Here is a 25,064-nt window from a genome sequence, read left to right on the forward strand (position 1 = left end):
AGCTACCCGCACGGTCGTCGGGGTGGACATCGGAAACTCCACCACGGAGGCCAGTCTGGCTACGATCGACGCCGACGGCACACCGACGTTCATCGGGGTCGCGCTGACCCGGACCACCGGCATCAAAGGCACGGTCAAGAACGTCGAAGGTGTCGCCAAGGCAGTGGTCTGGTCGCTGCAGGGCGCCGGTCTTGCGCTTGCCGACCTCGACCTGGTGCTGCTCAACGAGGCGACGCCGGTGATCAGCGGACTGGCGATGGAGACCATCACCGAGACCATCATCACCGAATCGACGATGATCGGTCATGACCCGCGCACCCCGGGCGGCCGCGGACTGGGTGTCGGCACCATCGTCGACTTCGCGGCGCTGGCCGAGATCACGACCGGTGAACCGATCATCCCGGTGGTACCCGGCAACGTCGACTTCGACCTCGTCGCGGCCACCATCAATGCGGCTGCCCACCGTGGGGTCGAGATCTCCGGGGCCATCCTGTGCAATGACGACGCGGTGCTGGTGTCCAATCGGTTGGAGACCAAGATCCCGATCATCGACGAGGTGTCGCGCATCGAGGCCGTCCCGCGTGGCATGATCGCCGCCGTCGAGGTGGCCGCACCGGGTCAATCCATCAGAACATTGTCGAATGCCTATGGCCTGGCCACGATTTTCGGCCTGGACCCGGATCAGACCAGGGTGGTCTCGCCCGTGGCGCGGGCTCTCACCGGCAACCGGTCGGCGGTCGTGGTGCGCACGCCCTCGGGCGATGTCGCCGATCGGACCATCCCGGCCGGCGCGCTGAGCCTGATCGGCGCGAAGAAGACCGCCACCATCGACGTGTCGCGCGGCGCAACGGAATTGATGGCCGCGGTCGAACGGGTCAGCCCACTCGTCGACGTCACCGGCGAAGCCGGGACGAATTCGGGCGGCATGATCGCCAATGTCCGGCAGAGCATGGCCGACCTGTCCCACCACGCCCTGGCCGACGTGCGGATTCAGGACCTGCTGGCCATCGACACCGCTGTGCCGCAAGAGGTTCGCGGTGGTGTCGCGGGTGAGGTCGCGCTGGAGAACGCCGTCGCGCTGGCGGCCATGGTGCGCACCAAGGAAAGCGGGATGAAGGCCGTCGCCGACGCGGTCGCGGCACATCTGCGCGCGGCAGGCGCCACGAATGTCGACGTCGTCGTCGGCGGTGTCGAAGCCGAGATGGCGGTTCTCGGGGCGCTCACCACGCCGGGCACCGACAAGCCGCTGGTGGTGCTCGACCTCGGCGGCGGTTCCACCGATGCCGCGGTGATCCAGACCGACGGCAGCACCGACGCCACCCACCTGGCCGGTGCGGGTGACCTGGTCACCAAACTCATCGATGCCGAACTGGGCCTGGACAACCTGGAACTGGCCGAGGAGATCAAACGCTGCCCACTGGGCAAGGCGGAGAGCTTCTTTCACATCCGGTTGGAGAACGGCACCGTCCAGTTCTTCGAAAAGCCACTTCCGGCCACAGCATTCGCCCGGGTGGTGGCACTCGGCGATACCGGGATGAGCCCCATTCCCACCCGGCACTCCCTGGATCGCATCCGGACCGTACGCAGGACCGCGAAAGAGCGGGTCTTCGTGGTGAACGCCCTGCGGGCCCTGCGCAGCATCGCCCCCGGTGGGGATCTACGGCAGATCGGCTTCGTGGTGCTACTCGGTGGGTGCGCCCTGGACTTCGAGATCCCGCAGCAGATCGCCGATGCCGTCGCCCCGTACGGAATCGTCTGCGGCACCGGTAATGTCCGCGGCACGGAAGGTCCGCGCAACGCCGTGGCCTCCGGACTGGTCGCGTCGTACGCGGCGACGGCATCCCGGCTGGGGGTCGGCGCCCATGCTTAAGGGTGGTCAGCCGGAGCCGCCGGTGATCGTCGTGATGAGCTGCGGCGCCGACGCTGTCGTGAACGAGGTGCTCGCGGGCATCGAGGAGGAGGGTGTGCCCGCCATCGTCGAACACCGTCGTGACGACCAGGACGCGCACGCGCTGGCCCGGCTGGCCGCGCAGGTGTCCACGTTGGAGGTGGGTGTCGGGGTCGACGCGCTCGGCCGGATCAGCGTGGCACACCAGAAGGTGACCGGGGCGACGCCCGGGCTGTTCAGCGGTGCCGCCGCACCCGCCGAGGTGGCCCGTGCGTTGGGCCACAACGCAGCCCGCATCGTGGTCGGCGTACCCCTGCGTGCGGTGGCCCCGTGACCCTCGGCGAAGACGGCTTGATCCACGCCGACGCCATCCGAGTGCTCAATGAGCTGAACGAGACGACGAAGGCGCAGCAGGCGTTTCTCAAGAGCTGCGGCGACGCCGCCTGGATCGGCGACGACGAGCGCCGGGCCATCCGGTGGTTGCTGACCGCACTCGTCGAGCACCGCCGCCGGCTGCGCACCGCCGCCCGGATGTGGCGCGCCATGGGCCACGACGAACCGGCCGGCCGCGCCCTGGTCGCGGTCACCGTGGAACTGCTCGATGAGAACCGTTCTTTCACCCCGTTCGTCGCGCAGTGGCGCGAAGCCGTGGTGGGACGGGTATCGCTGGAGCGGAATGACTTCTGGCGCAGCATGATCGAGCTGGCCCAATCGAATCTGACCGAAGCACGCGACGGCGCTACGCTCTGCCTTGCCGGCCGTCGTCGGGCGTGAGACCCAGAGAAACAGTGGAGGTATGCCCCGTCATGGGCGATTACAGGGAGCTCTACCAAGCCAGCATCAAGGACCCCGCAGGGTTCTGGGCGCAGGCCGCCGACGCGGTGACGTGGACCCGCCGGCCCGAAAGGGTGCTCGACGACACCAATCCGCCGTTCTATCGGTGGTTTCCGGACGGTGAGCTGAACACGTGTGTCAACGCCCTGGACCGCCATGTCGCCGACGGGCGTGCCGAGCAGCCGGCGCTGATCTACGACTCACCGGTCTCGGGCAGCGCCCGCACGTTCAGCTACCGCGAGCTGCTCGACGAGGTGGCGCGCTTCGCCGGTGTGCTCAGCGGCCTCGGCGTGAGCAAGGGCGACCGGGTGGTCGTCTACATGCCGATGATCCCGGAAGCGGTCATCGCCATGCTGGCCTGCGCCCGTATCGGGGCGGTGCACTCCGTGGTGTTCGGCGGGTTCGCCGCGCACGAACTGGCGGCGCGCATCGACGATGCCCGTCCCGTGGTGATTGTCTCCGCATCGTGCGGAATCGAACCGTCGCGCACCGTCGCCTACAAACCGATGCTGGATGCCGCGCTGGCGGCGTCGGTGCATCCGCCCGCGCACTGCGTCATCGTGCAGCGCGAGCAGTCACCCTGTGAGCTGGTGGCCGGCCGCGACGTGGACTGGCACGAGGCGATGTTCACCGCCACACCGCACGATGCGGTGCCGGTCGCGGCGACCGATCCGCTCTACGTGCTCTATACCTCGGGCACCACCGGAAAGCCCAAGGGCGTGGTCCGCGACAACGGCGGCCATGCAGTCGCCCTGATGTGGAGCATGCGCCACATCTACGACATGGCGCCCGGCGAAGTGTTCTGGGCGGCCTCCGACGTCGGCTGGGTCGTCGGGCACTCCTACATCGTGTACGCGCCGCTGCTGCTGGGGGCCACCACGGTGCTCTACGAGGGCAAGCCGGTGGGTACCCCCGACCCCGGTGCGTTCTGGCGGGTGATCGACGAGCACCGGGTGAAGGTGTTGTTCACCGCGCCGACGGCGATCCGGGCCATCCGCAAGGAAGATCCCGACGGCGCCCATCTGACCCGGTACGACCTCTCATCGCTGAAGCATCTGTTCCTGGCCGGTGAACGGCTGGACCCCGACACCTATCACTGGGCGGTGCGCAAGCTCGGCATTCCGGTGGTGGACCACTGGTGGCAGACCGAGACCGGATGGGCCATCGCCGCCAACCCGGTCGGGGTCGAGACGTTGGCGTTCAAAGCCGGGTCGCCGACCGTGCCGATGCCCGGTTACGACGTACATATCCTCACCGCGGACGGGGTGCCGTGCGGCCCGGGCGAGGAGGGCGCCGTGTGCATCCGCACGCCGCTGCCGCCGGGAACCCTGCCCACCCTGTGGGGTGACGACGCCCGCTACGAGGCCTCCTACCTGTGTGAGCATCCCGGTTACTACCTCACCGGCGACGGCGGTTACCTCGACGAGGACGGCTACCTGTTCGTCATGGGCCGGATCGACGATGTGATCAACGTGGCCGGGCACCGGTTCTCCACGGGCGCGATCGAGGCTGTCCTGGCCGCCCATCCGTCGGTGGCCGAATGCGCTGTCATCGGGGTTGCCGACGAGATCAAGGGCCAGGTACCGCGCGGGCTGGTGGTGCTCAAGGCCAACGCCGCGGCGGGAGTGTCGACCGGCGACCTGGTGGCGGAGCTGATCGCGTCGGTCCGCAACGAGATCGGCGCGGTCGCCAGCTTCAAACTGGTCGACATCGTGCCCGCACTGCCGAAGACGAGGTCGGGCAAGATCCTGCGCAAGGCGATGCGCGGTATCGCGCACGGCAAGGACGAGCCGCTGCCCTCGACCATCGAGGATCCGTCGGTACTGCACGCGCTGCGCCCGATTCTGGCGCCCTGAGCCGGCCCTTTCCGCGCACACGCTCACGTTGGGCGTTTTGACCTGCGGTGACAGCTCCCGGTAAGCTGCTCCGTTGGTGTGCGCCGCCCCCGCAAGGGGAGGTGGTTCCCAGGTCAACGTCGGTCGCTGGGATACCGACGGGCGTGCACCGGACCGGCAACCAGCCCGAGAAGAGAAGGTGGCAACTGTGCCTACTTACACGCCGAAGGCGGGTGACACCACGCGTCAGTGGCATGTCATCGACGCCCAAGACGTGGTGCTCGGCCGGCTCGCCGTGGAAGCAGCCAAGCTGCTCCGTGGCAAGCACAAGCCGACATTCACGCCCAATGTCGATGGTGGCGATTTCGTCATCATCATCAACGCCGAGAAGGTCGCCGTCAGCGGCGACAAGCTCAACAACAAGTTCGCTTACCGCCACTCGGGTTACCCCGGCGGCCTGCGTAAGCGCACCATCGGCGAGCTGCTGGAGAAGCACCCGACCCGCGTCGTCGAGAACGCGATCGTCGGCATGCTCCCGCACAACAAGCTCAGCCGTCAGATTCAGAAGAAGCTGAAGGTGTACGCCGGCCCGGATCATCCGCATGCCGCGCAGCAGCCGGTTCCGTTCGAGATCAAGCAGGTGGCCCAATGAGTGAACTGACTGGGACCGAGTCCGAGGTGACCGAGGTGACCGAAGAGGTCTTCGAGGAGTCCCCCGAGACCGGTGAAACCACCGAGGTCTTCGAGGAGGCTGTCATCGAAGAGGCCGCTCCGCGTGAGCCGGTCTACCTCGACCGCCCGATCCAGACCGTCGGCCGCCGTAAGGAGGCCGTGGTCCGCGTGCGTCTGGTGCCCGGCACCGGCAAGTTCCACCTGGACGGCCGCACACTGGAGGCCTACTTCCCGAACAAGGTGCACCAGCAGCTGATCAAGGCTCCGCTGGTGACCGTCGATCGGGTGGACAGCTTCGACGTGTACGCCCACCTCGATGGTGGCGGCCCGTCCGGGCAGGCCGGTGCGCTGCGCCTGGCCATCGCCCGTGCGCTGATCCTGGTCCAGCCTGAGGATCGCCCGGCCCTGAAGAAGGCCGGCTTCCTCACCCGGGACCCGCGTGCCATCGAGCGCAAGAAGTACGGCCTCAAGAAGGCCCGTAAGGCGCCGCAGTACAGCAAGCGCTGATCGTTTCTGCTCGTGGGCGGGCGTGTCGCACTATGGACACGCCCGCCTTCGGCATTTCATGGAGAGTGTGCGGGGCCGCACCGGAGGAGGACCAAACGAAGATGCGTCGACTTTTCGGCACCGACGGTGTGCGTGGCGTCGCCAATCGTGAGCTGACCGCGGAGCTGGCCCTCGCGCTGGGTTCGGCGACGGCGCGGCTCGGCAACGTCACCGGTACCCGACGCCGGGTCGCGGTGGTGGGACGGGATCCGCGGGCCAGCGGGGAGATGCTGGAAGCCGCCGTCATCGCCGGCTTGACCGCCGAGGGCGTCGACGCCCTGCGGGTCGGAGTCCTACCGACCCCCGCCGTCGCGTATCTCACCAACGCCTACGACGCCGACTTCGGCGTGATGATCTCGGCCTCCCACAACGCGATGCCCGACAACGGCATCAAGATCTTCGGCCCCGGTGGGCACAAGCTCGACGACGCCACCGAGGACCGCATCGAGGAACTGGTCAACGCCGGGCCCGGCAGTCGTCCGCTGGGCGCCGGGATCGGACGGGTGATCGACGCCGGTGACGCCTTGCAGCGCTATCTGGCGCATGTGCACCAGGCCGTCACCACCCCGCTCGACGGCCTGACCGTCGTCGTCGACTGCGCCAACGGTGCGGCGTTCGAGGCTGCCCCCCGGGCATATCGCGCCGCGGGTGCCAACGTGATCGCCCTGCACGCCGAGCCCAACGGCCTCAACATCAACGACCAGTGTGGGTCCACCCATATGCAGACGTTGCAGCAGGCGGTGCTCACCCACCGCGCCGATCTGGGCCTGGCCCACGACGGTGACGCGGACCGCTGTCTGGCCGTCGACGCCCACGGTCAGATCATCGACGGCGACGCCATCATGGTGCTGCTCGCACTGGCCATGCGCGACGCCGGCGAGCTGGCCTCCCACACGCTGGTCACCACCGTGATGAGCAACCTGGGTTTGCACCTGGCGATGCGCGCCGCCGGTATCGAGGTGCGGACCACCGCAGTCGGCGACCGCTACGTGCTCGAGGAACTGCGCGACGGTGAGTTCTCCCTGGGCGGTGAGCAGTCCGGGCATATCGTGCTGCCGGCGTTCGGTACCACCGGCGACGGAATCGTCACCGGCCTGCGGCTGATGTCGCGGATGGCGCAAACCCGGAGTTCGCTGGCCGAGCTGTGTCAGCCCATGCAGACGTTGCCCCAGGTGCTCATCAACGTGCAGGTGACCGACAAGGCCACGGTGGCCCAGGCCCCCTCGGTCCAGACCGCGGTGGCCCAGGCCGAGGCCGAACTCGGAGACAGCGGGCGAATCCTGTTGCGCCCCTCCGGGACCGAGCAGGTGGTTCGTGTGATGGTGGAGGCCGCGGACGAGGACACCGCCCGCCAACTGGCGGTCCGGGTGGCCGAATCGGTGAGCGGCCACAAATAGTTTCTCTGCTCCGCAGGGAACCGATCGGGTGCCCGCCGCGTCCTAACCAAGCATGGGACACCTCACTGCCACCCGCGTCGACACCGGCTCCGTCCTGGATGCCGCGCACCGCTATGACACCGCCGCCGAATTGCTCGATACCGTGCTGCACACGCAGCTGACTCGGCTGAACTTCGACGGGACGCGAGCCGGACGGTCCTACACCGACTCCGGTGACGCCGTCCGCGACGCCGTGCAGCGGACCTGCGCGAGATTGGCTGACTGGTCCCGCTCCGCGCGTGAGATCGCCACGCTGCTCAGGGCTTCGGTCCAGAGCTACGCCGACGCCGACGGGCGTGCGGCCCACCGGCTCGGATGACCGGCTACGACGTCGACGGCGCCCTGGCCCGGGGCGGGCCCGCTGTCGAGGTGCTCTCCGACTACGTCGCGGCCTGCCGCGCACTCGGCTGCACCGTCACCGATCCGGCCCAGCTGCACGATGCGTACACCGCCGAGGACGGTATGGACCTGGGGGCACTGGATGCCGATTGCGCGGAGATCGCTGCGGCGCTGGGCACCGTTGAGGAGGCGGCCCGGCTGCAGGAGTCGGCGCGGGCGGCGCTGGCCGCCGCCTGGCAGGGGCCGGGCGCGGATATCGCCGCACAGGTCATCGCGGCGCATGCGCAGTCCTCGGAGCAGACGGTGAGCGCCCTGCGCCGGGTGGCCGATACGCTCACCGAATTGCGGGATGATCTCTGGCACTTGGTGACCGGTAAGGTCGCCGCCGTCCAGGACATCGAAGACCGTGCCGAACGCGCCCAGTGGTGGCCGGCGGCGCGGGCCGTCACCACGGGTGCCGGGGCCCAGGACGGTGCCAGCGAGATCGTCGACGGCAAGGTCAATCCGTTCGTGACCGTCGCGATCGGCTCTGACTGGGCTGAGGTGATGGAGTCGACGAAGCGATCGGTGCGGGACGCGTACGACACGGCCGCGGCCGGTCTTTCGGCCGATCAACCGGTAGGGTTCGGCTCCTTGGGATCTGCTGGCGGGGTGACACCCGCGGCGGCCGCGCCTCCGGTGGACGCGTTGGCACCCTCACCGGCGTCGGCACCGGTACCGGCACCGGCGGGCGATCCGTTCTCCGGCGGGCTGCCGTTGGGCGGGCTGGGTTCTGGAATGTCTTCGGTGGGAGGAGGTTTCGCGGGCACGGGGCAGCAGCTCGCCGATCTCCTCGGGGGACTGTTCGGCACGGGCGCGGACTCCATACCTGATGAACCGCTGGATATCGGCGAGCGGGACACCGATGGGCCGGAGCCGGAGCCGGACGATGATCGTGAGGAGGACGAGGACGACCCGGAGGACGGCGCAGACGAGGAGAACGAGGGTGAGGGGGAGGACGAGCCCACTCCGGTGACCGCCGAGAAGACGGAAGTCCTTGGACCGGAACCCGATCCGCCCGCTGCCACGCCCGTACCCCAGCCGGTGCCGGCGGCACCGGTGGCCGCACCGATGGCAGCTGAACCCCCTCCGGAGCCGCCGCGCACCCCGTGCGAGATCGCGGCTGACGAGTTGCCGCAGGCGGGGGAGTGAGCGCCGACAGGGCGTTGCCCCACGCTCTTATAGGAGCCGTCATGTCTCTTCGACGGTCGCCCCACGTATCGTTCTGCGCCTAGTATTCTACATTCGATAGATAAAAGGGTCGGCGGCACGCTCGCCTCCGGTGAAACGAGGGTGGCTTGTGGTCTGCGAATTCTGGGCCGTCGAGAGCGGCTGGAAGCTCACGAAGGGGTGGTGGGTTGCCGGCCACCCGGGCCGAGTGGCGCTGGGGGCCGACGCCTGCGCCACTGCGGGGTGAGCGTTTAAGTGCCACGCCCCGGTAAACCTCTGATCAGTCGTTCGGCGGCGGTGCAGGCGGCAATCGACATCATCGGCGCCGACGGACTTCAGTCGTTCACCATGCCGAGACTGGCCGCAGAGATGGGGGTGAAGGTCCCCTCGCTCTACCACCATTTCCGTGACAGGGCCGATATCCTGCTGGCCGTGGTGCAGTACGTCGCCGGTGCTGCGGTGGTGGCATCAGGTAGCGTCCCCGGTCCGGACTGGCCCGAGCATTTCGTGGCCTTGGCCACCAGCTTCCGGCGGTCCTTCGTCTGCCACAAGAACACCGCCCCCCTGCTGCTGCACTACCGGCCACGAGATCTGCTTCCGGGCGGATACGAAGCCGCGGCACAGTTCCTGCATCGATCGGGGGTGCCAGTGGCATTCCACATTCGGATTCTCGATGGAATGGAGACCTTGCTGATCGGCACGGCAATCTGCGAGATCATGAACCCGTTCTTCGACGGCGGCACGATCTTTCGCAATGTCGACCTCAATACTCAGTCCGCTCTGGCCGTGGCGGTCGACGCATCGGGGCTGAGCGCCGAGGGGTTGCTCGAGGTGAAGGTGCGAGCCTTTCTGACGGGCGTGACGGCGGACAGTCATAAACCTAATGTCATGAGATATTGACGAGGGTGCGCCGGCGTGCATAATCTGGATGCTGAGGCCGGTTCGGTGCACGTGTCCTCGGCGTGACCATCTTCTCGTCAGGCCGAGATACGTTGTCGGCAAACGTCACTTGATGTCGGTTCCGGCGCGTCCATGACCGCTCGGATTCGGTTCGCTTGCTGGATGGGCTTGGGCGAGGCCCGCTCACCGTGAGATGACGAAGGAGACGAAGTGACAGCACTGGGCGCGCCGTTGGCCGGCCTGCGGGTCGTTGACACCACGGTCGGGGAGGCCGGCCAAGTCACGCGGTTGCTGGCGGATCTGGGCGCCGATGTCGCCAAGATCGAACCGCCCGCCGGTTGTCCCGGGCGACTGCGACCTCCGCTGGTCAACAGTCACAGCTTGACCTTCGCGTTGCATCACGCGAACAAGCGCAGCGTCGTCCTCGATCCCGCTGACGACGAGGACCGGCGGCGGTTCCTGGACCTGGTGGGCGCCGCCGACATCGTCGTCGACAGCGGAATCACCGGGCAGGTCGGCGCGTTCGGCACGACGTGTGAAGCGCTCGCAGATCGCTTCCTTCACTTGGTGGCGATGTCGGTGACCGATTTCGGGCTGCATGGGCCGCGTTCCGGCTGGCGAGCGACCGATGCGGTACTGGTCGCCATGACGTCGGTGCTGTCCCGATCCGGGGCGCCGGACGGCCCACCGGTCCTGCCGCCGAACGGGATCGCCTCCTCCACCGCTGCGACACAAGCCGCATGGGCCGTGCTGGTCGCCTACCACCACCGGCTGCGGACGGGACGCGGCGACTACATCGACTTCTCCCGATTCGAAGCCGTTCTGCAGGCGCTTGATCCGCCGTTCGGAGCCCAGGGGCAGGCCGCGGCGGCGCGCGGCCGCAGCGCGGCCCCCCGCGGTCGTCCCAAGAATCAGGACGCGTACCCGATCGTCGCATGCCGTGACGGCTGGGTCCGGATCTGCATCCTGGCTCCACGGCAGTGGCGTGCCATGTGGTCGTGGCTGGGGGAGCCGGCCGAGTTCCAGGACCCCAAATACGACACGATCAGTGCCCGCGCTGCGGACTTCCCACAGATCCGTGCCCTCATCGGCGAGTTGTTCGCCGGGCAGACCGCAGCGGATCTCGTCGCGCAGGGCGCCGCACGCGGCGTCCCCGTGGCGGGCATCCTGACGCCGGCCGAGGTGCTGTCCGGTGAGCATTTCAATGCGGTGTCCGCGTGGACCGAAGCCGATATCGCCGACGGGACGCGTGTGACGGTGCCCGACGGCTGCGTGGTGATCGACGGCGGGCGTGCCGGCGTGCGGTGGCTCGGACCTCGCGCAGGGGAATCAGCTGCGGTGTGGGCCGACCGGCCTGCGGTGGCGGACGGCGTCGAATCCGTCCGGCGCCCTCTGGAAGGGATCCGGATCCTCGACCTCGGGGTGATCGTGGCGGGTGGCGAGTTGGGCCGGCTGTTCGCCGACATGGGCGCCGAGGTGATCAAGATCGAGAGCCCCTCTTATCCGGACGGGCTGCGGCAGGCTCGACCCGGCCAGGCGATGAGCGAGTCTTTCGCCTGGACTCACCGCAACCAGTGGGGGCTGGGACTTGACCTGCGTGCGCGCGGTGGGTCTGAGGTGTTCGGCAGACTGGTGCAGCGCGCCGATGCGGTCTTCGCCAACTTCAAGCCGGGAACGCTTACTTCGCTGGGCTTTTCGTTCGACTCCCTACAGCAACTGAATCCGGGGATCATCCTCACCGAGAGCAGTGCGTTCGGTGACGGCGGACCCTGGAGTTCCCGGCTCGGCTATGGCCCCCTGGTGCGAGCCTCCACCGGAATCACCCAGTTGTGGGCCAACGACGATCCCGAGGGTCGTTACCCGTTCTCGGATGCGGTGACGGTCTACCCGGACCACGTCGTCGCTCGCCTGGCGGCGATCGCCACCTTGGCGGCACTGATCCGTCGACGTCGCACCGACCGCGGCGCGCACATCCACATTTCCCAAGCGGAGACGGCGGTCAGCCAACTCGACGTCCTGTACGCGGCGCACTGGGCGCGCGAGGCCGGGTCGTCGGTCACCGACGACCCGGCCGTGCACGGCGTGTACCCCTGCGCTGGTGACGATGAGTGGTGCGTGATCACGATCGGCTCGGACGATGAGTGGCATTCCGTGCTTCAGGTCCTCGGGGCGACAGCCGTCGAAGCCGATCCTCGGTTCGCCGGCGCCGAGAATCGTGCGCGGCATCGTGCGGAGCTGACAGCGATGCTGGCCGAATTCACCCGGCGGCTGGACCCGCAAAGCGCGGCAGCTGCTCTGCAGGACCGGGGGGTGGCCGCTGCGCCGATGCTGCGTGGCGCCGACATCCTCGATGAACCGCAGGTCCGGGCGCGGGGACTGTATTCGGTGATGGAGCACCCCTTGTTCGACACCGGTCTGCCCGCCGAGACCGGACCTGCACCCTATCGGCGCATCCCTCCGGCGGACCTGCGCCCTGCTCCGGTGCTGGGCGAGCACACGATCGAGGTGTGCCAGACCGTCCTGAGCATGGACCGAGCCGAGATAGAACACCACCTTGCCGACGGAGTGCTGTTCGTACCGAGCACTCCGAAACCGACTGCGCAGGAGCAACTGGCATGACCCGACCCACCGACCGGCTGTTCATCGACGGCGCTTTCCGCCAGGCCGGGAAAACCATCCCTGTCGTCGAGGCCGCCACCGGAGAGGTCTTCGCGGATGGCCCCTGCGCCACCCCCTCCGATATCGATGCAGCCGTGGCCGCTGCGCACGAGAGCCCCGCGGTGCGGTGGGGGAAGGCACCGCCGGCAGAACGGGCGGAGGTGCTCAAGCGATACGCCGCCGCGTTGCGATCGCGCGCGGAGGACACCGCGCGGGTGGTCAGCCGGGAGAACGGGATGCCGATCACGTTGTCGCGGTCGGTGAACGGGATCTTCCCGGCCGCTCTGGTCGCCTACTACGCGAAGCTGATCAAGGAATGGGAACCGGAGGAGAGCCGCCCAGCATTTGTCGGCCACACCATCGTGCGGCGGGAACCGGTCGGTGTGGTCGGTGCGATCACGCCGTGGAACTACCCGCAAGCGCTGGCGATCATGAAGATCGCACCTGCGCTGGCCGCAGGCTGTCGCGTGGTGCTCAAGGCGGCGCCAGAAACCGCCTTGGATGCAATGGCATTCGCCGAAGCCGCCGTGGAGGCAGGCCTGCCGGCCGGAGTGCTGAACGTGGTACCCGGTGACACCGAGGCGGGCGCACATCTGGTGAGCCACCCGGGTGTCGACAAAGTGGCGTTCACCGGTTCCACCGGCGCGGGCCGGGTCATCGGCGCGGAATGCGGCCGGTTGATCAAGCCTGTCACTCTGGAGCTCGGCGGAAAGTCCGCAGCGATCGTGCTGGACGACGCGGACCTCGACAGAACCGTTGCCGGGCTTCGTGAGGTCTCCTTCGTCAACAACGGCCAGACCTGCCATCTCAGTTCACGCATCTTGGTGCCGAAATCCCGATACTCGGAGTTCGTCTGCGCGATTGCAGATCTGGCGAAGAGCATGACGGTAGGCGATCCGCTCGACGACGACACCGAGATCGGTCCGCTGGTCAGCGCGCGGCAACGCGACAGGGTGCTCGAGTACATCGAGATCGGCCGCGGGACGGGGGCGCGTCTGGTCGCCGGCGGTGCGGTTCCAGCTGATCGCCCGCGGGGATGGTTCGTATCACCGACGGTATTCGCTGACGTCGACAACCGCGACCGTATCGCCCAGGAAGAGATCTTCGGGCCTGTCGTCACAATCACCGCGTACGACGGCGATGCCGAGGCGGTTCAACTCGCCAACGACACCGAGTTCGGCTTGGCCGGCACGGTGTGGTCGCAGAACAGCGATCGTGCCCTTGAGATAGCCCGGGCCATGCACACCGGCTCAGTCGGCGTCAATCACTATCAACTGGACATCCAATCACCCTTTGGCGGTGTCAAATCCAGTGGTCTGGGACGGGAACTCGGTCCCGAGGGATTGGACGCATATCGCGTGACAAAGTCGATGTACTGCGCCGATCCGATCGGCCGCTAGCGCGTGACGAACGCAGACCACACCGCCGGTGGCGGGCGTGACCTTGCTCGCCTGATCGGCGAAGCACCCTGGCACGCGGAGGATCTGAACATCGGGGACTGGATGGAGCTCGGCACGGTCCAGGTGGAGCTCGCAGAGGTCCTTGCCTTTGCGGGTCGGTTCGACCCGCTCCCGATCCATCTCGATGAAGCCAACACCACATTCGGCGGAGTGATCGCGAGCGGGGTGCACACCATGGCCCTGTTCTCCAGCCTGGCGTCCCGGGTCTTCCTCCCACGCCTGGCCATCGTCGCGGGCAAGGGTGTCGACCGGCTCCGGATGCCCGCTCCGGTGCGGCCCGGATCGACCTTGGCCGGGGCTGTGGAGATCACCGATATCGTGATGCACTCCAGACGGGCGGACGTGTCCTATCGGGCGACGTTCGTCGATGCCTGCGATCGTGTGGTGCTGAGCTTCGTCGCGATCACCGTGGTCTCACGACGGATACCGGCTTCGTAGTCCGTACTGCAGTGTTTCATGCCCGTAACGAGGCCTGGCTGAGCAGGATCGTTGCCCGAGTGCGAACGGCCTTGGTCAGAACGATCCCCGGTGGGGGCAGATGTCTTGAACCGACCGATCGGCAAATTTCAGGGCCTGACCGATTGTCCAGTCCGAATGTGTCGACAAGACTTGTTGCCCGGCGTCCCAGAGCGAACCATCGTGGGGTGATTGCATCAACATGCATACGGACTGACCTTCGCGGATCGCCTGATGGCTGTCCATCCTGATGCCGTCTCCGGCAATCGCCTGGAGGAATACGGAGTAGTTGGCGTTGGGGTCGAAGGTGTCGGGGGCTGCGTGCGCAGGCACTCCGGGCGAAATCAGCAGCGATAGCGAAACGAACGTCGCTGCAAGCGTTCTCATCATGACTCCGATCATAAAGCCGGCGACAACGGATCTGTGGCAGTTTGACAGGGCGTGCGCGGCCGAGTCCGCGTCCTGCTCAACCATCGCGCTAAATCGAGACACTGTAGATAACTGGACCTTCTGCGCACCGGGCGGCGAGGTCATCGGCATGAGGTGCTGGAAGGGGTCTAGGCGGGCGTGAAGCTTTGCCGGCGCCGCGGCATGCGGCGCCGGGCAACAGTGCCTGGTCATGGACGGTGTCGGGTTCACCTGGAAGGAAGGAAGATTGCCCGAGCGCTTGTCGTGGGGCGGGTCGTGGTTGACAGGAATAACCTAAGTGCATAAGTTTATGTGTGACGCGAGCCACGTCGTTCTGCGTCGCTGATCCGCGAGAGGAGCGTTGCTCGACGTGATGGCTGGCAAATGCGCGACCACTGCGGATCGCAACGTGGAATTCGTAGTGAAGGACTCCATTGTGGCGGGTTCGGTCGACGTTCGCGGGGAGTGCGATTCCGGGAACATCGGACGAAGTGCCGGATTCAGGCCCTCTCGAATGACATCTTTCCATCCGGATCCGACGACCTGATCGCCATGGAAACGGGCTTCGCCGCTGCCCTTTTCAGCGCTGAACGCAACAGCCCTGGCTCGATCCGGCGCGCATTGCAGCCTGTCGCAACCGGCGGGAATCAGTGCTCAGAGAAGAAACTCATAAGGAGATTGCGTTGAAGACGTGGAAGTGTTTGTGGGCTGTGCTGATCGCTGCGCTGACCATCAACATGGTGGCCGCGCAACCAGCGCATGCTGATCCGTTGCTTCCCCTCACGCAGGCTGAAATCGACTACCTCGGCCATGCCCGCCAGGTGTTTGCAGTCAGTCACAACCCGGTGTCATTCCGTAGCGATGGTCAGTTGCTGAGTGACGGTTGGTATGCGTGTGACAAGCGAGCGGCGGGCTTCGTGGGAACCGAGGCGACGTTGGTCACGCCCGCGCTCACTCAATTGGCATTCATTTACCTGTGCCCATAGCAGCGCGGCAGTCCACGGGTTCACCATACGAGCCGATCGGGCGGTTGGTGACGTGTGACTTCGGTGGCTGCCGTCCCGGCGCTCTGCCTTTGACAAGCGGGCCCGGGCTACGGCAACGCCGTAGACGGTGCACCCGGGTCACGAGCTTCGGTCGATGTCCGTTGGGAGTCTGTCAGTGTGAGTGCGCGCGTAAAGGCGTATGGGACTCCATGGGTAGCCGATCGAAAAGTGCAGATTTACAGTCTTTTTCGTTTCCCGAGCCGTTCGACGGTCGACGATCCGGCGTGGTCGCCGGCGTCAAGACGACGGTCGCCCATGTCAGGGTGTTGTCATCGCACCCTGAGATGTCTGTGTAGCGATCGCGGCCCCGGGCGTCGATCGAACCCGTGTCCCGAGGCGGGCGTCCAACGTTGACGGAAATGTCAATAACTCCGTCGACCTCGGGGCTTGGCAACTAAAGCTATTAGGTATAAATTGTTGCTCGACGTGATTCAAACCACTTTGCTATAGGTTTAGCTTTGCTGGTCACACCCCGTTTGCGCGAGGCAATCAGGGGCAGCGTCGCGGAAGGTCTACGTGCAGGTCTCAGCGTCACATCCGTCTAGGGCTCAGGTCGGTCCACGACGGGATGCGCGACATGGTCGCCGCAAGTGGGGTCGCCGGCCGGGACTCCGCCAACAACGATGGGAGAGCAAGAGTGGCTCAGTCGACGCTCGCGGACAACGAGCATCGAGGTGTGCGTCGATGATCTCGCGACCACGCCCACGCGGGAGCCTCCAAGGCGTCGCGCCCAGCGCCGGCATCTCAGCGCCAGTCGAACTCGGGGTCACCCGATGGTAGGCGTTGCGGACCTGCCGACCGTCTCCAATCGGCCGGAAGATCCTCTGCACCAGTCGAGGTCGTCCGGAGCGCTGCGCACGGTCGGACAGAAGTTCTCGAGACTTGGCCAGGCGCCGGTGGCCGCCGCGGCCACGACCGGCCGCGGCATCGCTCTTGCGCTTTCCGTGCTTCGCTATGCGGTTCAGGACACTCTCACTCGTCGCTTGCCGGTCGGTGAGTTCGTCTGGCAGGCGTGGGCGCTGTTCAAGGTCACTGCGACTCCGGCGGTGTTGATGGCAATACCGATCGGCGGGATCGTCACGGTTGTCGTTTCGGGACTGGTGGCCCAAGTGGGAGCAACGGCGCTGCTAGGTGCCGCAAGCGGAGTGGGGGTACTTCGGCAGGGGGCACCCGTTACCGCAGGTTTGTTGATGGGCGGCGCTGCGGCCTCAGCCATCGCATCGGACTTCGGTGCACGAGCCATACGCGAGGAGCTCGACGCCATGCGGGTGCTCGGCGTGGACCCGATCCGGCGTCTCGTGGTGCCACGGTTCTTGGCGCTGCTGCTGATCGCCCCCATGCTCACCTTGGTCATCATCGTGTCAGGCACGGCCTCCGCGTTCCTGCTCTCGGTCACGGTCAGCGGCGTGGCTCCGGGAAGCTTCTGGAATTCGTTCGGGACGTTCGCCAAGATGACCGACGTCTACTTCGCCCTCGGGAAGGGTCTGGTCTTCGCCGCAATTGTGGCCATCATCTCGTCGATGAGAGGGATGGAAGCGAAGGGCGGTCCACGCGGTGTCGCGGATGCCGTCAACGCGGCGGTGGTCATCAACGTCGTGCTCATTCTGTTCGCAAACCTCATCATCACGCAGATCTCAACGATGTTCTTTCCGACGGCGGTGGCGTGATGTCGGCGCCGGCGGCCCTGGGGCGTGTGCGTACCGCTGCTGCGGAAACAGCGAAGAAGCCGTTGAGTGGCATCGGACAGTGGACCTTGTTCATCGGTCAGGTGTTCTTCTACTTACCGCTGACGGTGCGTCGATACTCTCGCCAAACGTTGGCTGCCACGATCAACATGGCTTGGGGCAGAGGGTCGTTGGTCGTTGACGGCGGCACTATCAGCGTCCTGCTGCTGCTCGGCGTGGCGACTGGTGCCTCTCTGGGCATCGAAGCGCTTGCGGTGTTGGACATCTTGGGATTCGGTTCGCTGTCAGGCATCATCGGTGGCATCGGTGCCGTCCGTATCCTCGGCCCGATCGTCGCGGGCATCGCGTTCATGTCCCAGGCGGGTACTCGCATGACGGCCGAGATCGGAGCCATGCGCATCGCCGAAGAGATCGATGCTGTCGAAGCCATCGGCTTGCGGCCCATCCCGTTCGTCGTAGGCACTCGCCTGATCGGCGCACTGACGTGTGTGATACCCGGCTATCTACTGACCCTTATGGGCGTCTTCTACACGATCCAATTGGTGGTCGTCACCTTCAGCGGTGAACACGGAGGCACCTATTTCCACTATTTCGTGATGTTCTTGAATCCGACCGACCTCCTCTACTCGACGATAAAGTTGAGTATCTACTGCATCGCGGTGACGCTGATCCACTGCTACTACGGCTATTTCGCTTCAGGGGGCCCGGTCGGTGTCGGTATGGCTTCGGGCCGCGCGGTGCGTGCGAGTCTGGTGACGATCGTGGTCCTGGACTTCACGACGACTGTTCTGCTGTGGGGCCTTCAGCCCGAGTTCATCTTCAAGGGATAGAGGGAATTTCATGCTGCGAGGATCAGCCCAGCGCCAGCAGCGGGTATTGCTGTCCATCGGCGGTGCCGTGGTGCTGTGCGTCGTTTTGGCGGTGTCTTTCTTCGTCGTGGATCCCTTTGGGGGTCGGGCCAAAGACGTTTATTCCGTAGTGATTTCGACTCCCTATGTGGGACAGGGTGTCCAGGCGGGCACGGCGGTGGTCCTGCACGGCGTCAAGGTCGGCCAAGTTACCGACGTCACCAACATCGCCGGCGGCGTCCAGCTCGACACCGACCTGCAAAAGGAGTCCACTCAAGGCCTGACCAACCGTGTGGGCATAGATTTTCGACCGATCAACTACTTCGGCGTCCCTGGTATCAACCTCGTGCCGAAGCCCGGCGGCGATGCTCTTCAGGATGGCAGCAGGGTCGCTCTGACACCTTCGGGGAACTTCACCCTTTCGGAATTGCTCAATCAATTGGGCAACGTGTCAGAAGCCTCGCTCACACCGCAGCTGATCAAGGTCATTGATCGGGTGACCCGCTATACCGACGGATTGAACCCACTGTTCGAGACCGCAGTGACGGTAGCGCGAGCCGTCGAGGCCGTGCAGACCTATCCCACGGAGGAACAACTGACCAAACTGTCTTCGGCGGCCGAGGCCGTACCGCCATTCGCGGATGAAGCGATCATGGCAGGCAGGCGAATCATCGATTACAGCTATTACCCCGGGCAAGTTCGTGGGCCTGCGGTATCGAGCGGTCCACGACTGGAGTTCCCATTCCTCACGGATGTGGACACTCCCAGTCTTGGTGACATCTCTCAGGACTTTTATATGAAGCATTGGGACGCGTTCCTGAACCTCGCACAGAACGGCCTGTTCGGCGCGGTGGGCAAACTCGTCAGCAGTCACGTGGATGATCTGTTTCCGTTGATCAGCGGGATCAAGGCGATCACTGACACGGGACCTGTCCTGCTGCGACCTCAGGACGTGGCGGAGAAGCTATCGGAATTGCGTTCTCGATTCGAGAAGCTCTATGCCGGAAACGTTACGCAACACGCAGTTTCGGTCCGCATCCTGCTGGACAGCCTCCCCGGCGTGGCGGCCCCGGTCGGCATCGTGACGGAGGGAACGCCGTGAAAACAAGGGCCGCCATGTGGCGGATCGGTGTGGCACTCGCCGTATCGGTCGTCCTCTTCATCCTGCTGTCGAACACCCTTGTCAATCCTGTCGATGTCGGTACCCGGACGTACGTCGCCGAGTACACCGACGCGTCTGGACTTCATCAGGATGGCGACGTGCGCGTGCGCGGAGTCCGCGTCGGCAAGGTCGAGTCGGTCGATCTGGCCCGAGTCGGTGGCCAGAACGTCGCGCAGGTCAGATTCACGCTGGACAAGAAGTATGGCGTCGTGAGTGCGTCCAGGCTGGCGATCAAGTTCCAAGCCCTGACCGGTGTCCGCTATGTCGACGTGACGAATCCGGCAGAGGGCTATCGCGAAGAGGAACTGGTGAAGCAGATACCTACGTCGATGACGCAGCCTTCCTTCGACGTGACCGCCCTCTTCAACGGTCTTCAGCCAGTGCTCGCGACGCTGAGCCCCGACGAGATCAACACGTTCACCGCCAACGCCGCGTCGTTCCTCACCGGTGACGGAAGTGGACTGGCACCCCTGCTCGAGAGCATCCGCCGGCTCACGGAGTTCGTATCGGATCGGCAGCAGGTCGTCGCCACCTTGATGAACAATCTGTCAGGTATCGCCGACGGTCTCGGCGGCACGTCCGAACGATTCATCCACATCATCGACCTGGTGAACCAGCCTGTGGACAAGGTGAATTCGGTGCTCGACGAGTTTCGCAAGGACCTCCTGTACAGCAAGGACTTCTTCGATCCGGTGACACGCCTGCTGCACAATGCCGGATTCAGGAATGGAAACAACGTCGATGACGCGTTGGACCGAGCATCCAGCAATCTCGACAACTTCTTCGATGCATTCAAGTTGGTGCCGGTGATCAACGAGAACATCCCGCCCCCGGGCAACGACGGGACCGAAGTGGAGCCGTGCTCACGCGGCAACTTCCAACTCCCGGAAACGATGGACGTGCTGCTGAATGGTCAAAGGGTGGTGTTATGCAATCCCTGAAGTCGAACCGTCTTCTCCATAGCCCGGTGTCCTGGGGTGTGGCAGCCATGGTGGTGGCGACCGTCATCGGGTTGGTCTTGACGTACATCTACTACAACCCGCCGAGTCAGGGGAAGGCGGTCTCCTTCTACACCGACGACGCCAACGCGATCCGTGTCGGCGATGAGGTCCGGATGGCAGGAATCAAGGTGGGCGCGGTGACAGAAATGGCGCTGGAGCCGAACCAGGTACTGGTGAAGGCCAAGATCAAGAACGACGCCTTCGTCGGTGACCAGTCGCAAGTAGACGTGCGCATGCTCACTGTCGTCGGTGGTTACTACATCAATCTTGCGTCGATGGGTAACATGCCGCTCGGTGCTCAACCCATCCCGGTGTCACGAGTAACGATGCCGTACAGCCTTATTCGAACGTTGGCCGACACCACCAAGATCACCGAGAATGTCGACACGAAGCCCATCAACGAGTCACTCAACCAGATTTCGCAGGGTTTGACGGGTACCAATGTTCAGGCGATCAAGACCACCATCGATGCGGGCAACGCGCTGATGTCCACTGTGGAAAGACAGCGCGGCCAGGTGACAAAGATCCTCGACCTGTCGGACGAGTACATCAAGGCGCTGTCGCAGTATCGGGACAAGTTTGCGCAACTGGTGCGCAAGATCTCCATCGCGACCCAGACAATGGTGATCTACGACAAGGGTATCTCGCAGACGCTGCAGGGTCTGGGTGAAGTCCTGCTGGCCATCAAACCGCTCGCCGACGCCTACGAAGCCCACCAGGCCGAATTCGTGGAGAAGATACGGGCCTACCTCGAGCGAGGTCGCGATTTCGTGGAACGCAATGGGCTGACCATACGTGCACTCAAGCGAGTGCAGAATCTGTTCGATCGAATCCTCAACGCACAGAACGCAGGCCCAGGACTACTGGCAACCGACATGTGCGTCCCGGTTCCGGGGAGCGCCTGCTGATGAATCCTCTGCGTTCACCACGGGTTCGTCGCCTTGCATCGTTGTCGATCGCTCTGGCGGCGGTAGCCGCCACCACCTCGTGCACGTCTGTCGGCAAGCCGGCAGCGGCCCACTACTGCGCGGTGATGCCGGACAGCGTCGGGCTCTACGTGGGCAACCCTGTCACACATCTGGGTTTTCCGATCGGCAAGATCGACTCCCTCACCCCGTCTGCTCAATCCGTCCGGGTGGAGTTCACCATCGATGACGGACGACAGATCCCCGCAGACGCGAAAGCAGTCACCAGATCGACATCGATCCTTGCCGACCGAGCATTGGAACTCGTCGGCAATTACGAAGTGACGCAGAAGCTGTCCCCGGGCGGTTGTATTCCGCTCGGCCGATCATTGACTCCGAAGAGTTTGTCCCAAGTCATCGGGTCCTCGACGAACTTCATCAACTCGATCAACCCAGCCGGATCGGACAACATCGGACAGATGGTGACCGGTATCGACGAGGCGATTCGTGGTCAGGGGGCAGGCGCCAACAAGTTGCTCACCACGACGTCGTCGGTGGTCGATTCGCCTGAACAGGCGATCGGTGATCTCGGGTCGGTGACCCGCAACCTCAGACAATTGACCACGACGTTGGTGGACGTCGAGCCCACATTGCACGGGGTGTTCGACGATCTGGCGAACTCCGCGGGGGAAGATGCGGCCGAGACCCTCGAAGGGGCATCGAAGACCATGGAGGGAATCATTCCCGTCATCGAGGCTGCCGGAGCCATCGAGAAGGAGTTGGGTCCGCAGATCCAGCAACTGCTCGACGTGGTTTCGGTCGCTCTCAGAAAGGCCAGTCCGCGCGCACCGTACTACGCGAGCCTGTTGAACGTGGCGCCGCGCGTACTCAACGGACTGATCAATCTCGCGAACAACCACGACTTCACGCTTCACTACCGGCCGCCGCTGTACCGCATCCGCACGCCCGACGGCGTCGCTCAGTGCAACATCATGAACGCGGCGGTGCCGGGTAGTTGTGCCAACGTTCACGGCACGCCGTACGCGGTGGACGTGGCCTTGCTTCAGTACGTGCTGACCGTGGCGGCGAACAAATGATCCGGCGCTCCCGACTCCTGGCCGGTGTCCTGGCCACAGCCACGGTCCTGACGGTCTCCTCTTGCGCAGCAATCAATGTCGACGCGCTACCGCAACCGGGACCCTCCTACGACGACGGATATGACGTCGTCATGCAGTTCAGCAGTGTGCTGAACCTGCCCGATCGCGCGAAGGTGGTGCTGGACGGCGTGACCGTGGGCGTCGTGTCCAAGGTGAGCCTCAGCAGTGCGGACGTGGACGTCACCGCTCGTATGAAGCACGGCGTCGTCGTCCCGTCGAACATCAAAGCCGTTCTGCAACAGGCGACGGTGTTGGGTGACATCTACGTCGCACTTGAGCGGCCGGCGGCAGACGCCGGCCCGGCCCCTGCGCTGGAGCGTGGCGGTGTCATTCCGGTCACTCAGACCACGTCCCCACCGCAGCTGGAGGACACCATCGCCAGCCTTGCGAATTTTGTGTCCAGCGGGTCCATCCAACGCGCACAGAACACCATCATCCGGCTCAATCGCGTGGTGCCGTCCAGTGACGAGGTGCGGATCTTGACGGGCCGGGTCGAAACCGATCTCTCGGCCTTGGCCGGGAATCTCGATTCGGTCGATCGGCTGCTCGACGGCGTAGCGGCGTCCGCTGCGGTCGTGAAGAACAGAGTTCCGGACCTGCAATACCTCTTCTCGCCCAAGGGGCAGCTCGGCTTCGAGCATCTCGTGGCTGTCCTGAACTACATCGGCACCATTCTGCCCAGCGTCGGAAGCATCACTCTGGGGGGCTATTGGCTGGTGCCCTTCCTCAATTCACTGGCGGACTCCGCAGGTGCACTGCAGATGTCGAAGGTGGCGGGCGAGGCTGAAATACCCAAGTACCGCAAGGTCTTCACCGACATGTTCCTCCCGGTCGACAAGTATCCGGCCATCAACATCACCTCGATAGTCGGGCCGGATGGTCGGGAACTGTCCGGCAACGTGCAGGACGTGCTGCGGATTCTGGGGGCTACGCCATGAACGCCATCAAGGCGAAGGACGTCATCTCCTACCTTGTGTTCGCCATCATCATCGCCGTCGTGCTGTTCTATTTCGGGTCACTGGGGTTGCGTGTCCAGCCGCCTTCGAACCGGACGAACCTGTCCATGGACGTTCCCGATGTCAACGGCCTCGTGGTCGACTCGAATGTGCTGTTGCGCGGTGTGCCAGTGGGCAAAGTGACGAAGACGAAGACGTCCCTGAACTCGGCGTCCATCACCTTCTACGTCGAGAGTCCTTATCAGATTCCCGTCGACACCGAGGTGCAGCTGCAGAATCTGTCGGCGCTGGGCGAGTCCTATATCGAGCTGGTGCCTCGCAGCGACGGCGGTCAGATGCTGAAGGACAATCAACACATCTCCACCGAATCGGTGATCCAGCCTCCGTCGATCTCCGAATTGGCGACCAGCGTGGTGCGCGTGCTGCATCAGATGAATCCCGAAGCGCTCGCACGCATCATCGCCGAGTCCGATGCCGCGCTGCCCGATCCCGTCACGGTGCTCCCCAACTTGTCCCGCGCCAGTAACACGTTGAACAACATGCTCAACGGTCTGAACGGCGAAGGACGCGAGCTGCTCAGTAATTTCGGGACGCTCATCCACAACTCCGAGTGGGTCAATCCGGATCTCACCACGTTCACTCCGATCGCCCGGAAAGCGGGCGTGAATTGGCAGGACTTCTACAAGCATCTGCCAATCCTCCTCAGTCGCAACGAGCCGGAAAGCATCGCGGGGCTGAACAACCTCGTCGCGCGGCTGCAAGCGCTCCTCGACAAGAGTGGCGGGGACTTGAAGGTGTTGGGGGAGGCATTGCAACCGAAACTGAACACCATCGCCGCGACGTTGATGAACTTCGACAGCGGGCAGATCCTGGACCACTTCCTTGCGCAAGTGCCTGCCGAAGGGCTGATCACGCTACGGGTGAAGCCATGACGCACGTAGGTGAGAAGTTGCCCCATCCGGCATCCATTTCGAGAAAGGCGACCGCATGACCATCCACGACACCGAAGTTTCGGAAACCCGCGAAGACGATCCCACTGCCCCCGCCGCAGACGCCGAGTCCGCTGAGCACAAGGGGGATTCCCCGGATGCAATGGAGGAGTCCGACAGCGAGAAGTCATCGCGACGGCCACGGTCGATCTCGTTGAGTCTGCGGGGCCTTGTCCTCGGTGCGGTGATAGCGGCACTCGTGGCCGCAGTTGCCTGCCTGGGTTGGCTGTACCTGGGCGCGCGCCATCAGCTTGACGCTCAAGCCGTCAAGTCCGCGAACGACGCACGCGCAGAGCAGATCGCGCTGGACTATGCGGTCAACGCCGCGACGATGGACTACAAGGACCTCCAGGCCTGGCATGTGAAGCTGGTCGCCGGAACCACGCCAGAGCTCAACAAGAAGCTCTCCGACGCGGGGGCCTCGATGGAACAGGTCCTGGTCCCGCTGCAGTGGAGTTCGAACGCGAAACCCCTGCTCGCCAAGGTCAGGTCGTCCACAGGTGGCATCTACGTCGTGGACAGTTTCGTCAGTGTGCAAACCAAGACCGTGCAAGCGCCCGAAGCCCTGCAATCGACGGCGACCTACAGCACGACCATCGACAGCAACAACAATTGGCTGATCACCGATGTCGGGGGTATCGGATCAGCGATGGGGCCGAAGTGAGACATCGAAT

At 64.9% G+C, this 25,064-nt stretch carries 24 protein-coding genes; 23 read left to right on the top strand and 1 reads right to left on the bottom strand.

Annotated features, from left to right (window positions below; translation table 11 throughout):
• The first annotated feature begins 22 nt into the window (after positions 1-22).
• The 13 genes from FHU31_RS07180 to FHU31_RS07240 all read left to right on the top strand — a co-directional run bounded on the left by FHU31_RS07180 (position 23) and on the right by FHU31_RS07240 (position 14,215).
• Complete coding sequence (locus FHU31_RS07180) at positions 23-1,870, top strand: diol dehydratase reactivase subunit alpha (protein ID WP_263987741.1); 1,848 nt, start codon at positions 23-25, stop codon at positions 1,868-1,870.
• A complete protein-coding gene (locus FHU31_RS07185; RefSeq protein WP_167157011.1) occupies positions 1,863-2,222 on the top strand; it encodes a glycerol dehydratase reactivase beta/small subunit family protein in 360 nt (119 codons plus the stop codon). The genes FHU31_RS07180 and FHU31_RS07185 overlap by 8 nt, the downstream gene beginning before the upstream one ends.
• Positions 2,219-2,662: a hypothetical protein gene (locus FHU31_RS07190; protein WP_167157013.1), complete on the top strand. Its 444-nt coding sequence runs from the start codon at positions 2,219-2,221 to the stop codon at positions 2,660-2,662. The genes FHU31_RS07185 and FHU31_RS07190 overlap by 4 nt, the downstream gene beginning before the upstream one ends.
• A 32-nt stretch (positions 2,663-2,694) precedes the next feature.
• Positions 2,695-4,578 (top strand): propionyl-CoA synthetase, encoded by a 1,884-nt coding sequence (locus FHU31_RS07195; protein ID WP_167157015.1) that lies wholly within the window; start codon positions 2,695-2,697, stop codon positions 4,576-4,578.
• A gap of 187 nt (positions 4,579-4,765) precedes the next feature.
• Positions 4,766-5,209 (top strand): 50S ribosomal protein L13, encoded by a 444-nt coding sequence (rplM, locus tag FHU31_RS07200; protein ID WP_090363113.1) that lies wholly within the window; start codon positions 4,766-4,768, stop codon positions 5,207-5,209.
• Positions 5,206-5,736 (top strand): 30S ribosomal protein S9, encoded by a 531-nt coding sequence (gene rpsI, locus FHU31_RS07205; protein ID WP_167157017.1) that lies wholly within the window; start codon positions 5,206-5,208, stop codon positions 5,734-5,736. The genes rplM and rpsI overlap by 4 nt, the downstream gene beginning before the upstream one ends.
• A gap of 101 nt (positions 5,737-5,837) precedes the next feature.
• Complete coding sequence (gene glmM / locus FHU31_RS07210; protein WP_167157019.1) at positions 5,838-7,172, top strand: phosphoglucosamine mutase; 1,335 nt, start codon at positions 5,838-5,840, stop codon at positions 7,170-7,172.
• A gap of 52 nt (positions 7,173-7,224) precedes the next feature.
• Entirely contained in the window at positions 7,225-7,530 is a 306-nt protein-coding gene (locus FHU31_RS07215; protein ID WP_167157021.1) for a type VII secretion target, read from the top strand.
• Complete coding sequence (locus FHU31_RS07220) at positions 7,527-8,741, top strand: hypothetical protein (RefSeq protein WP_167157023.1); 1,215 nt, start codon at positions 7,527-7,529, stop codon at positions 8,739-8,741. The genes FHU31_RS07215 and FHU31_RS07220 overlap by 4 nt, the downstream gene beginning before the upstream one ends.
• Before the next feature lie 273 nt (positions 8,742-9,014).
• Positions 9,015-9,659 carry a TetR/AcrR family transcriptional regulator gene (locus FHU31_RS07225; protein ID WP_167157025.1) on the top strand — a complete coding sequence of 215 codons (645 nt, stop codon included), beginning with the start codon at positions 9,015-9,017 and terminating at the stop codon, positions 9,657-9,659.
• Between the two features lie 210 nt (positions 9,660-9,869).
• Entirely contained in the window at positions 9,870-12,278 is a 2,409-nt protein-coding gene (locus FHU31_RS07230) for a CaiB/BaiF CoA transferase family protein (protein ID WP_167157026.1), read from the top strand.
• A complete protein-coding gene (locus FHU31_RS07235; protein ID WP_167157027.1) occupies positions 12,275-13,717 on the top strand; it encodes an aldehyde dehydrogenase in 1,443 nt (480 codons plus the stop codon). Before FHU31_RS07230 ends, FHU31_RS07235 begins: the two co-directional genes overlap by 4 nt.
• Positions 13,718-13,720: 3 nt before the next feature.
• Positions 13,721-14,215, top strand: coding sequence for a MaoC/PaaZ C-terminal domain-containing protein (locus tag FHU31_RS07240; RefSeq protein ID WP_167157029.1), 495 nt, complete (start codon positions 13,721-13,723; stop codon positions 14,213-14,215).
• A 75-nt stretch (positions 14,216-14,290) separates the two neighbouring features.
• Here the strand turns inward: FHU31_RS07240 and FHU31_RS07245 are convergent, their stop codons facing one another.
• The gene (locus FHU31_RS07245; RefSeq protein ID WP_167157032.1) at positions 14,291-14,707 is read right to left on the bottom strand and encodes a DUF732 domain-containing protein; all 417 of its coding nucleotides are present in this window, start codon (positions 14,705-14,707) and stop codon (positions 14,291-14,293) included.
• Positions 14,708-15,324: 617 nt separating this feature from the next.
• On the opposite strand from FHU31_RS07245, the gene FHU31_RS07250 reads away from it, so the two are divergent.
• The 10 genes from FHU31_RS07250 to FHU31_RS07295 all read left to right on the top strand — a co-directional run bounded on the left by FHU31_RS07250 (position 15,325) and on the right by FHU31_RS07295 (position 25,054).
• Positions 15,325-15,627, top strand: coding sequence for a hypothetical protein (locus FHU31_RS07250; RefSeq protein WP_234901153.1), 303 nt, complete (start codon positions 15,325-15,327; stop codon positions 15,625-15,627).
• A gap of 833 nt (positions 15,628-16,460) precedes the next feature.
• Positions 16,461-17,354: an MlaE family ABC transporter permease gene (locus FHU31_RS07255; RefSeq protein WP_409371160.1), complete on the top strand. Its 894-nt coding sequence runs from the start codon at positions 16,461-16,463 to the stop codon at positions 17,352-17,354.
• Complete coding sequence (locus tag FHU31_RS07260) at positions 17,354-18,202, top strand: ABC transporter permease (protein ID WP_167157034.1); 849 nt, start codon at positions 17,354-17,356, stop codon at positions 18,200-18,202. The genes FHU31_RS07255 and FHU31_RS07260 overlap by 1 nt, the downstream gene beginning before the upstream one ends.
• Before the next feature lie 10 nt (positions 18,203-18,212).
• Positions 18,213-19,322 (top strand): MlaD family protein, encoded by a 1,110-nt coding sequence (locus tag FHU31_RS07265; protein WP_167157036.1) that lies wholly within the window; start codon positions 18,213-18,215, stop codon positions 19,320-19,322.
• A 14-nt stretch (positions 19,323-19,336) separates the two neighbouring features.
• A complete protein-coding gene (locus FHU31_RS07270; RefSeq protein ID WP_167160741.1) occupies positions 19,337-20,323 on the top strand; it encodes an MlaD family protein in 987 nt (328 codons plus the stop codon).
• Positions 20,311-21,291 (top strand): MlaD family protein, encoded by a 981-nt coding sequence (locus FHU31_RS07275; RefSeq protein ID WP_167160743.1) that lies wholly within the window; start codon positions 20,311-20,313, stop codon positions 21,289-21,291. The genes FHU31_RS07270 and FHU31_RS07275 overlap by 13 nt, the downstream gene beginning before the upstream one ends.
• On the top strand, positions 21,261-22,385 hold the full coding sequence (locus tag FHU31_RS07280) for an MlaD family protein (protein ID WP_263987740.1): 1,125 nt from the start codon (positions 21,261-21,263) through the stop codon (positions 22,383-22,385). Before FHU31_RS07275 ends, FHU31_RS07280 begins: the two co-directional genes overlap by 31 nt.
• The gene (locus FHU31_RS07285; RefSeq protein ID WP_208410158.1) at positions 22,382-23,383 is read left to right on the top strand and encodes an MlaD family protein; all 1,002 of its coding nucleotides are present in this window, start codon (positions 22,382-22,384) and stop codon (positions 23,381-23,383) included. Before FHU31_RS07280 ends, FHU31_RS07285 begins: the two co-directional genes overlap by 4 nt.
• The gene (locus tag FHU31_RS07290) at positions 23,380-24,333 is read left to right on the top strand and encodes an MlaD family protein (RefSeq protein WP_208410159.1); all 954 of its coding nucleotides are present in this window, start codon (positions 23,380-23,382) and stop codon (positions 24,331-24,333) included. The genes FHU31_RS07285 and FHU31_RS07290 overlap by 4 nt, the downstream gene beginning before the upstream one ends.
• Before the next feature lie 55 nt (positions 24,334-24,388).
• Positions 24,389-25,054, top strand: a complete 666-nt coding sequence (locus FHU31_RS07295; RefSeq protein ID WP_167157038.1) for a hypothetical protein — start codon at positions 24,389-24,391, stop codon at positions 25,052-25,054.
• Positions 25,055-25,064 lie beyond the last annotated feature (10 nt).

The organism is Mycolicibacterium fluoranthenivorans (assembly GCF_011758805.1).
GTDB lineage: Bacteria > Actinomycetota > Actinomycetes > Mycobacteriales > Mycobacteriaceae > Mycobacterium > Mycobacterium fluoranthenivorans.

What these genes read in the sequence shown, in the direction of transcription:
- rpsI (WP_167157017.1), top strand. Translation starts at nt 5,206, where the DNA reads ATGAGTGAACTGACTGGGACCGAGTCCGAGGTGACCGAGGTGACCGAA.
- FHU31_RS07275 (WP_167160743.1), top strand. Translation starts at nt 20,311, where the DNA reads ATGCAATCCCTGAAGTCGAACCGTCTTCTCCATAGCCCGGTGTCCTGG.
- FHU31_RS07195 (WP_167157015.1), top strand. Translation starts at nt 2,695, where the DNA reads ATGGGCGATTACAGGGAGCTCTACCAAGCCAGCATCAAGGACCCCGCA.
- FHU31_RS07295 (WP_167157038.1), top strand. Translation starts at nt 24,389, where the DNA reads ATGACCATCCACGACACCGAAGTTTCGGAAACCCGCGAAGACGATCCC.
- FHU31_RS07265 (WP_167157036.1), top strand. Translation starts at nt 18,213, where the DNA reads ATGCTGCGAGGATCAGCCCAGCGCCAGCAGCGGGTATTGCTGTCCATC.
- FHU31_RS07260 (WP_167157034.1), top strand. Translation starts at nt 17,354, where the DNA reads ATGTCGGCGCCGGCGGCCCTGGGGCGTGTGCGTACCGCTGCTGCGGAA.
- glmM (WP_167157019.1), top strand. Translation starts at nt 5,838, where the DNA reads ATGCGTCGACTTTTCGGCACCGACGGTGTGCGTGGCGTCGCCAATCGT.
- FHU31_RS07245 (WP_167157032.1), bottom strand. Translation starts at nt 14,707, where the DNA reads ATGGTTGAGCAGGACGCGGACTCGGCCGCGCACGCCCTGTCAAACTGC.
- FHU31_RS07185 (WP_167157011.1), top strand. Translation starts at nt 1,863, where the DNA reads ATGCTTAAGGGTGGTCAGCCGGAGCCGCCGGTGATCGTCGTGATGAGC.
- FHU31_RS07285 (WP_208410158.1), top strand. Translation starts at nt 22,382, where the DNA reads ATGATCCGGCGCTCCCGACTCCTGGCCGGTGTCCTGGCCACAGCCACG.
- FHU31_RS07255 (WP_409371160.1), top strand. Translation starts at nt 16,461, where the DNA reads ATGGTAGGCGTTGCGGACCTGCCGACCGTCTCCAATCGGCCGGAAGAT.
- FHU31_RS07290 (WP_208410159.1), top strand. Translation starts at nt 23,380, where the DNA reads ATGAACGCCATCAAGGCGAAGGACGTCATCTCCTACCTTGTGTTCGCC.
- FHU31_RS07215 (WP_167157021.1), top strand. Translation starts at nt 7,225, where the DNA reads ATGGGACACCTCACTGCCACCCGCGTCGACACCGGCTCCGTCCTGGAT.
- FHU31_RS07270 (WP_167160741.1), top strand. Translation starts at nt 19,337, where the DNA reads ATGTGGCGGATCGGTGTGGCACTCGCCGTATCGGTCGTCCTCTTCATC.
- FHU31_RS07235 (WP_167157027.1), top strand. Translation starts at nt 12,275, where the DNA reads ATGACCCGACCCACCGACCGGCTGTTCATCGACGGCGCTTTCCGCCAG.
- FHU31_RS07220 (WP_167157023.1), top strand. Translation starts at nt 7,527, where the DNA reads ATGACCGGCTACGACGTCGACGGCGCCCTGGCCCGGGGCGGGCCCGCT.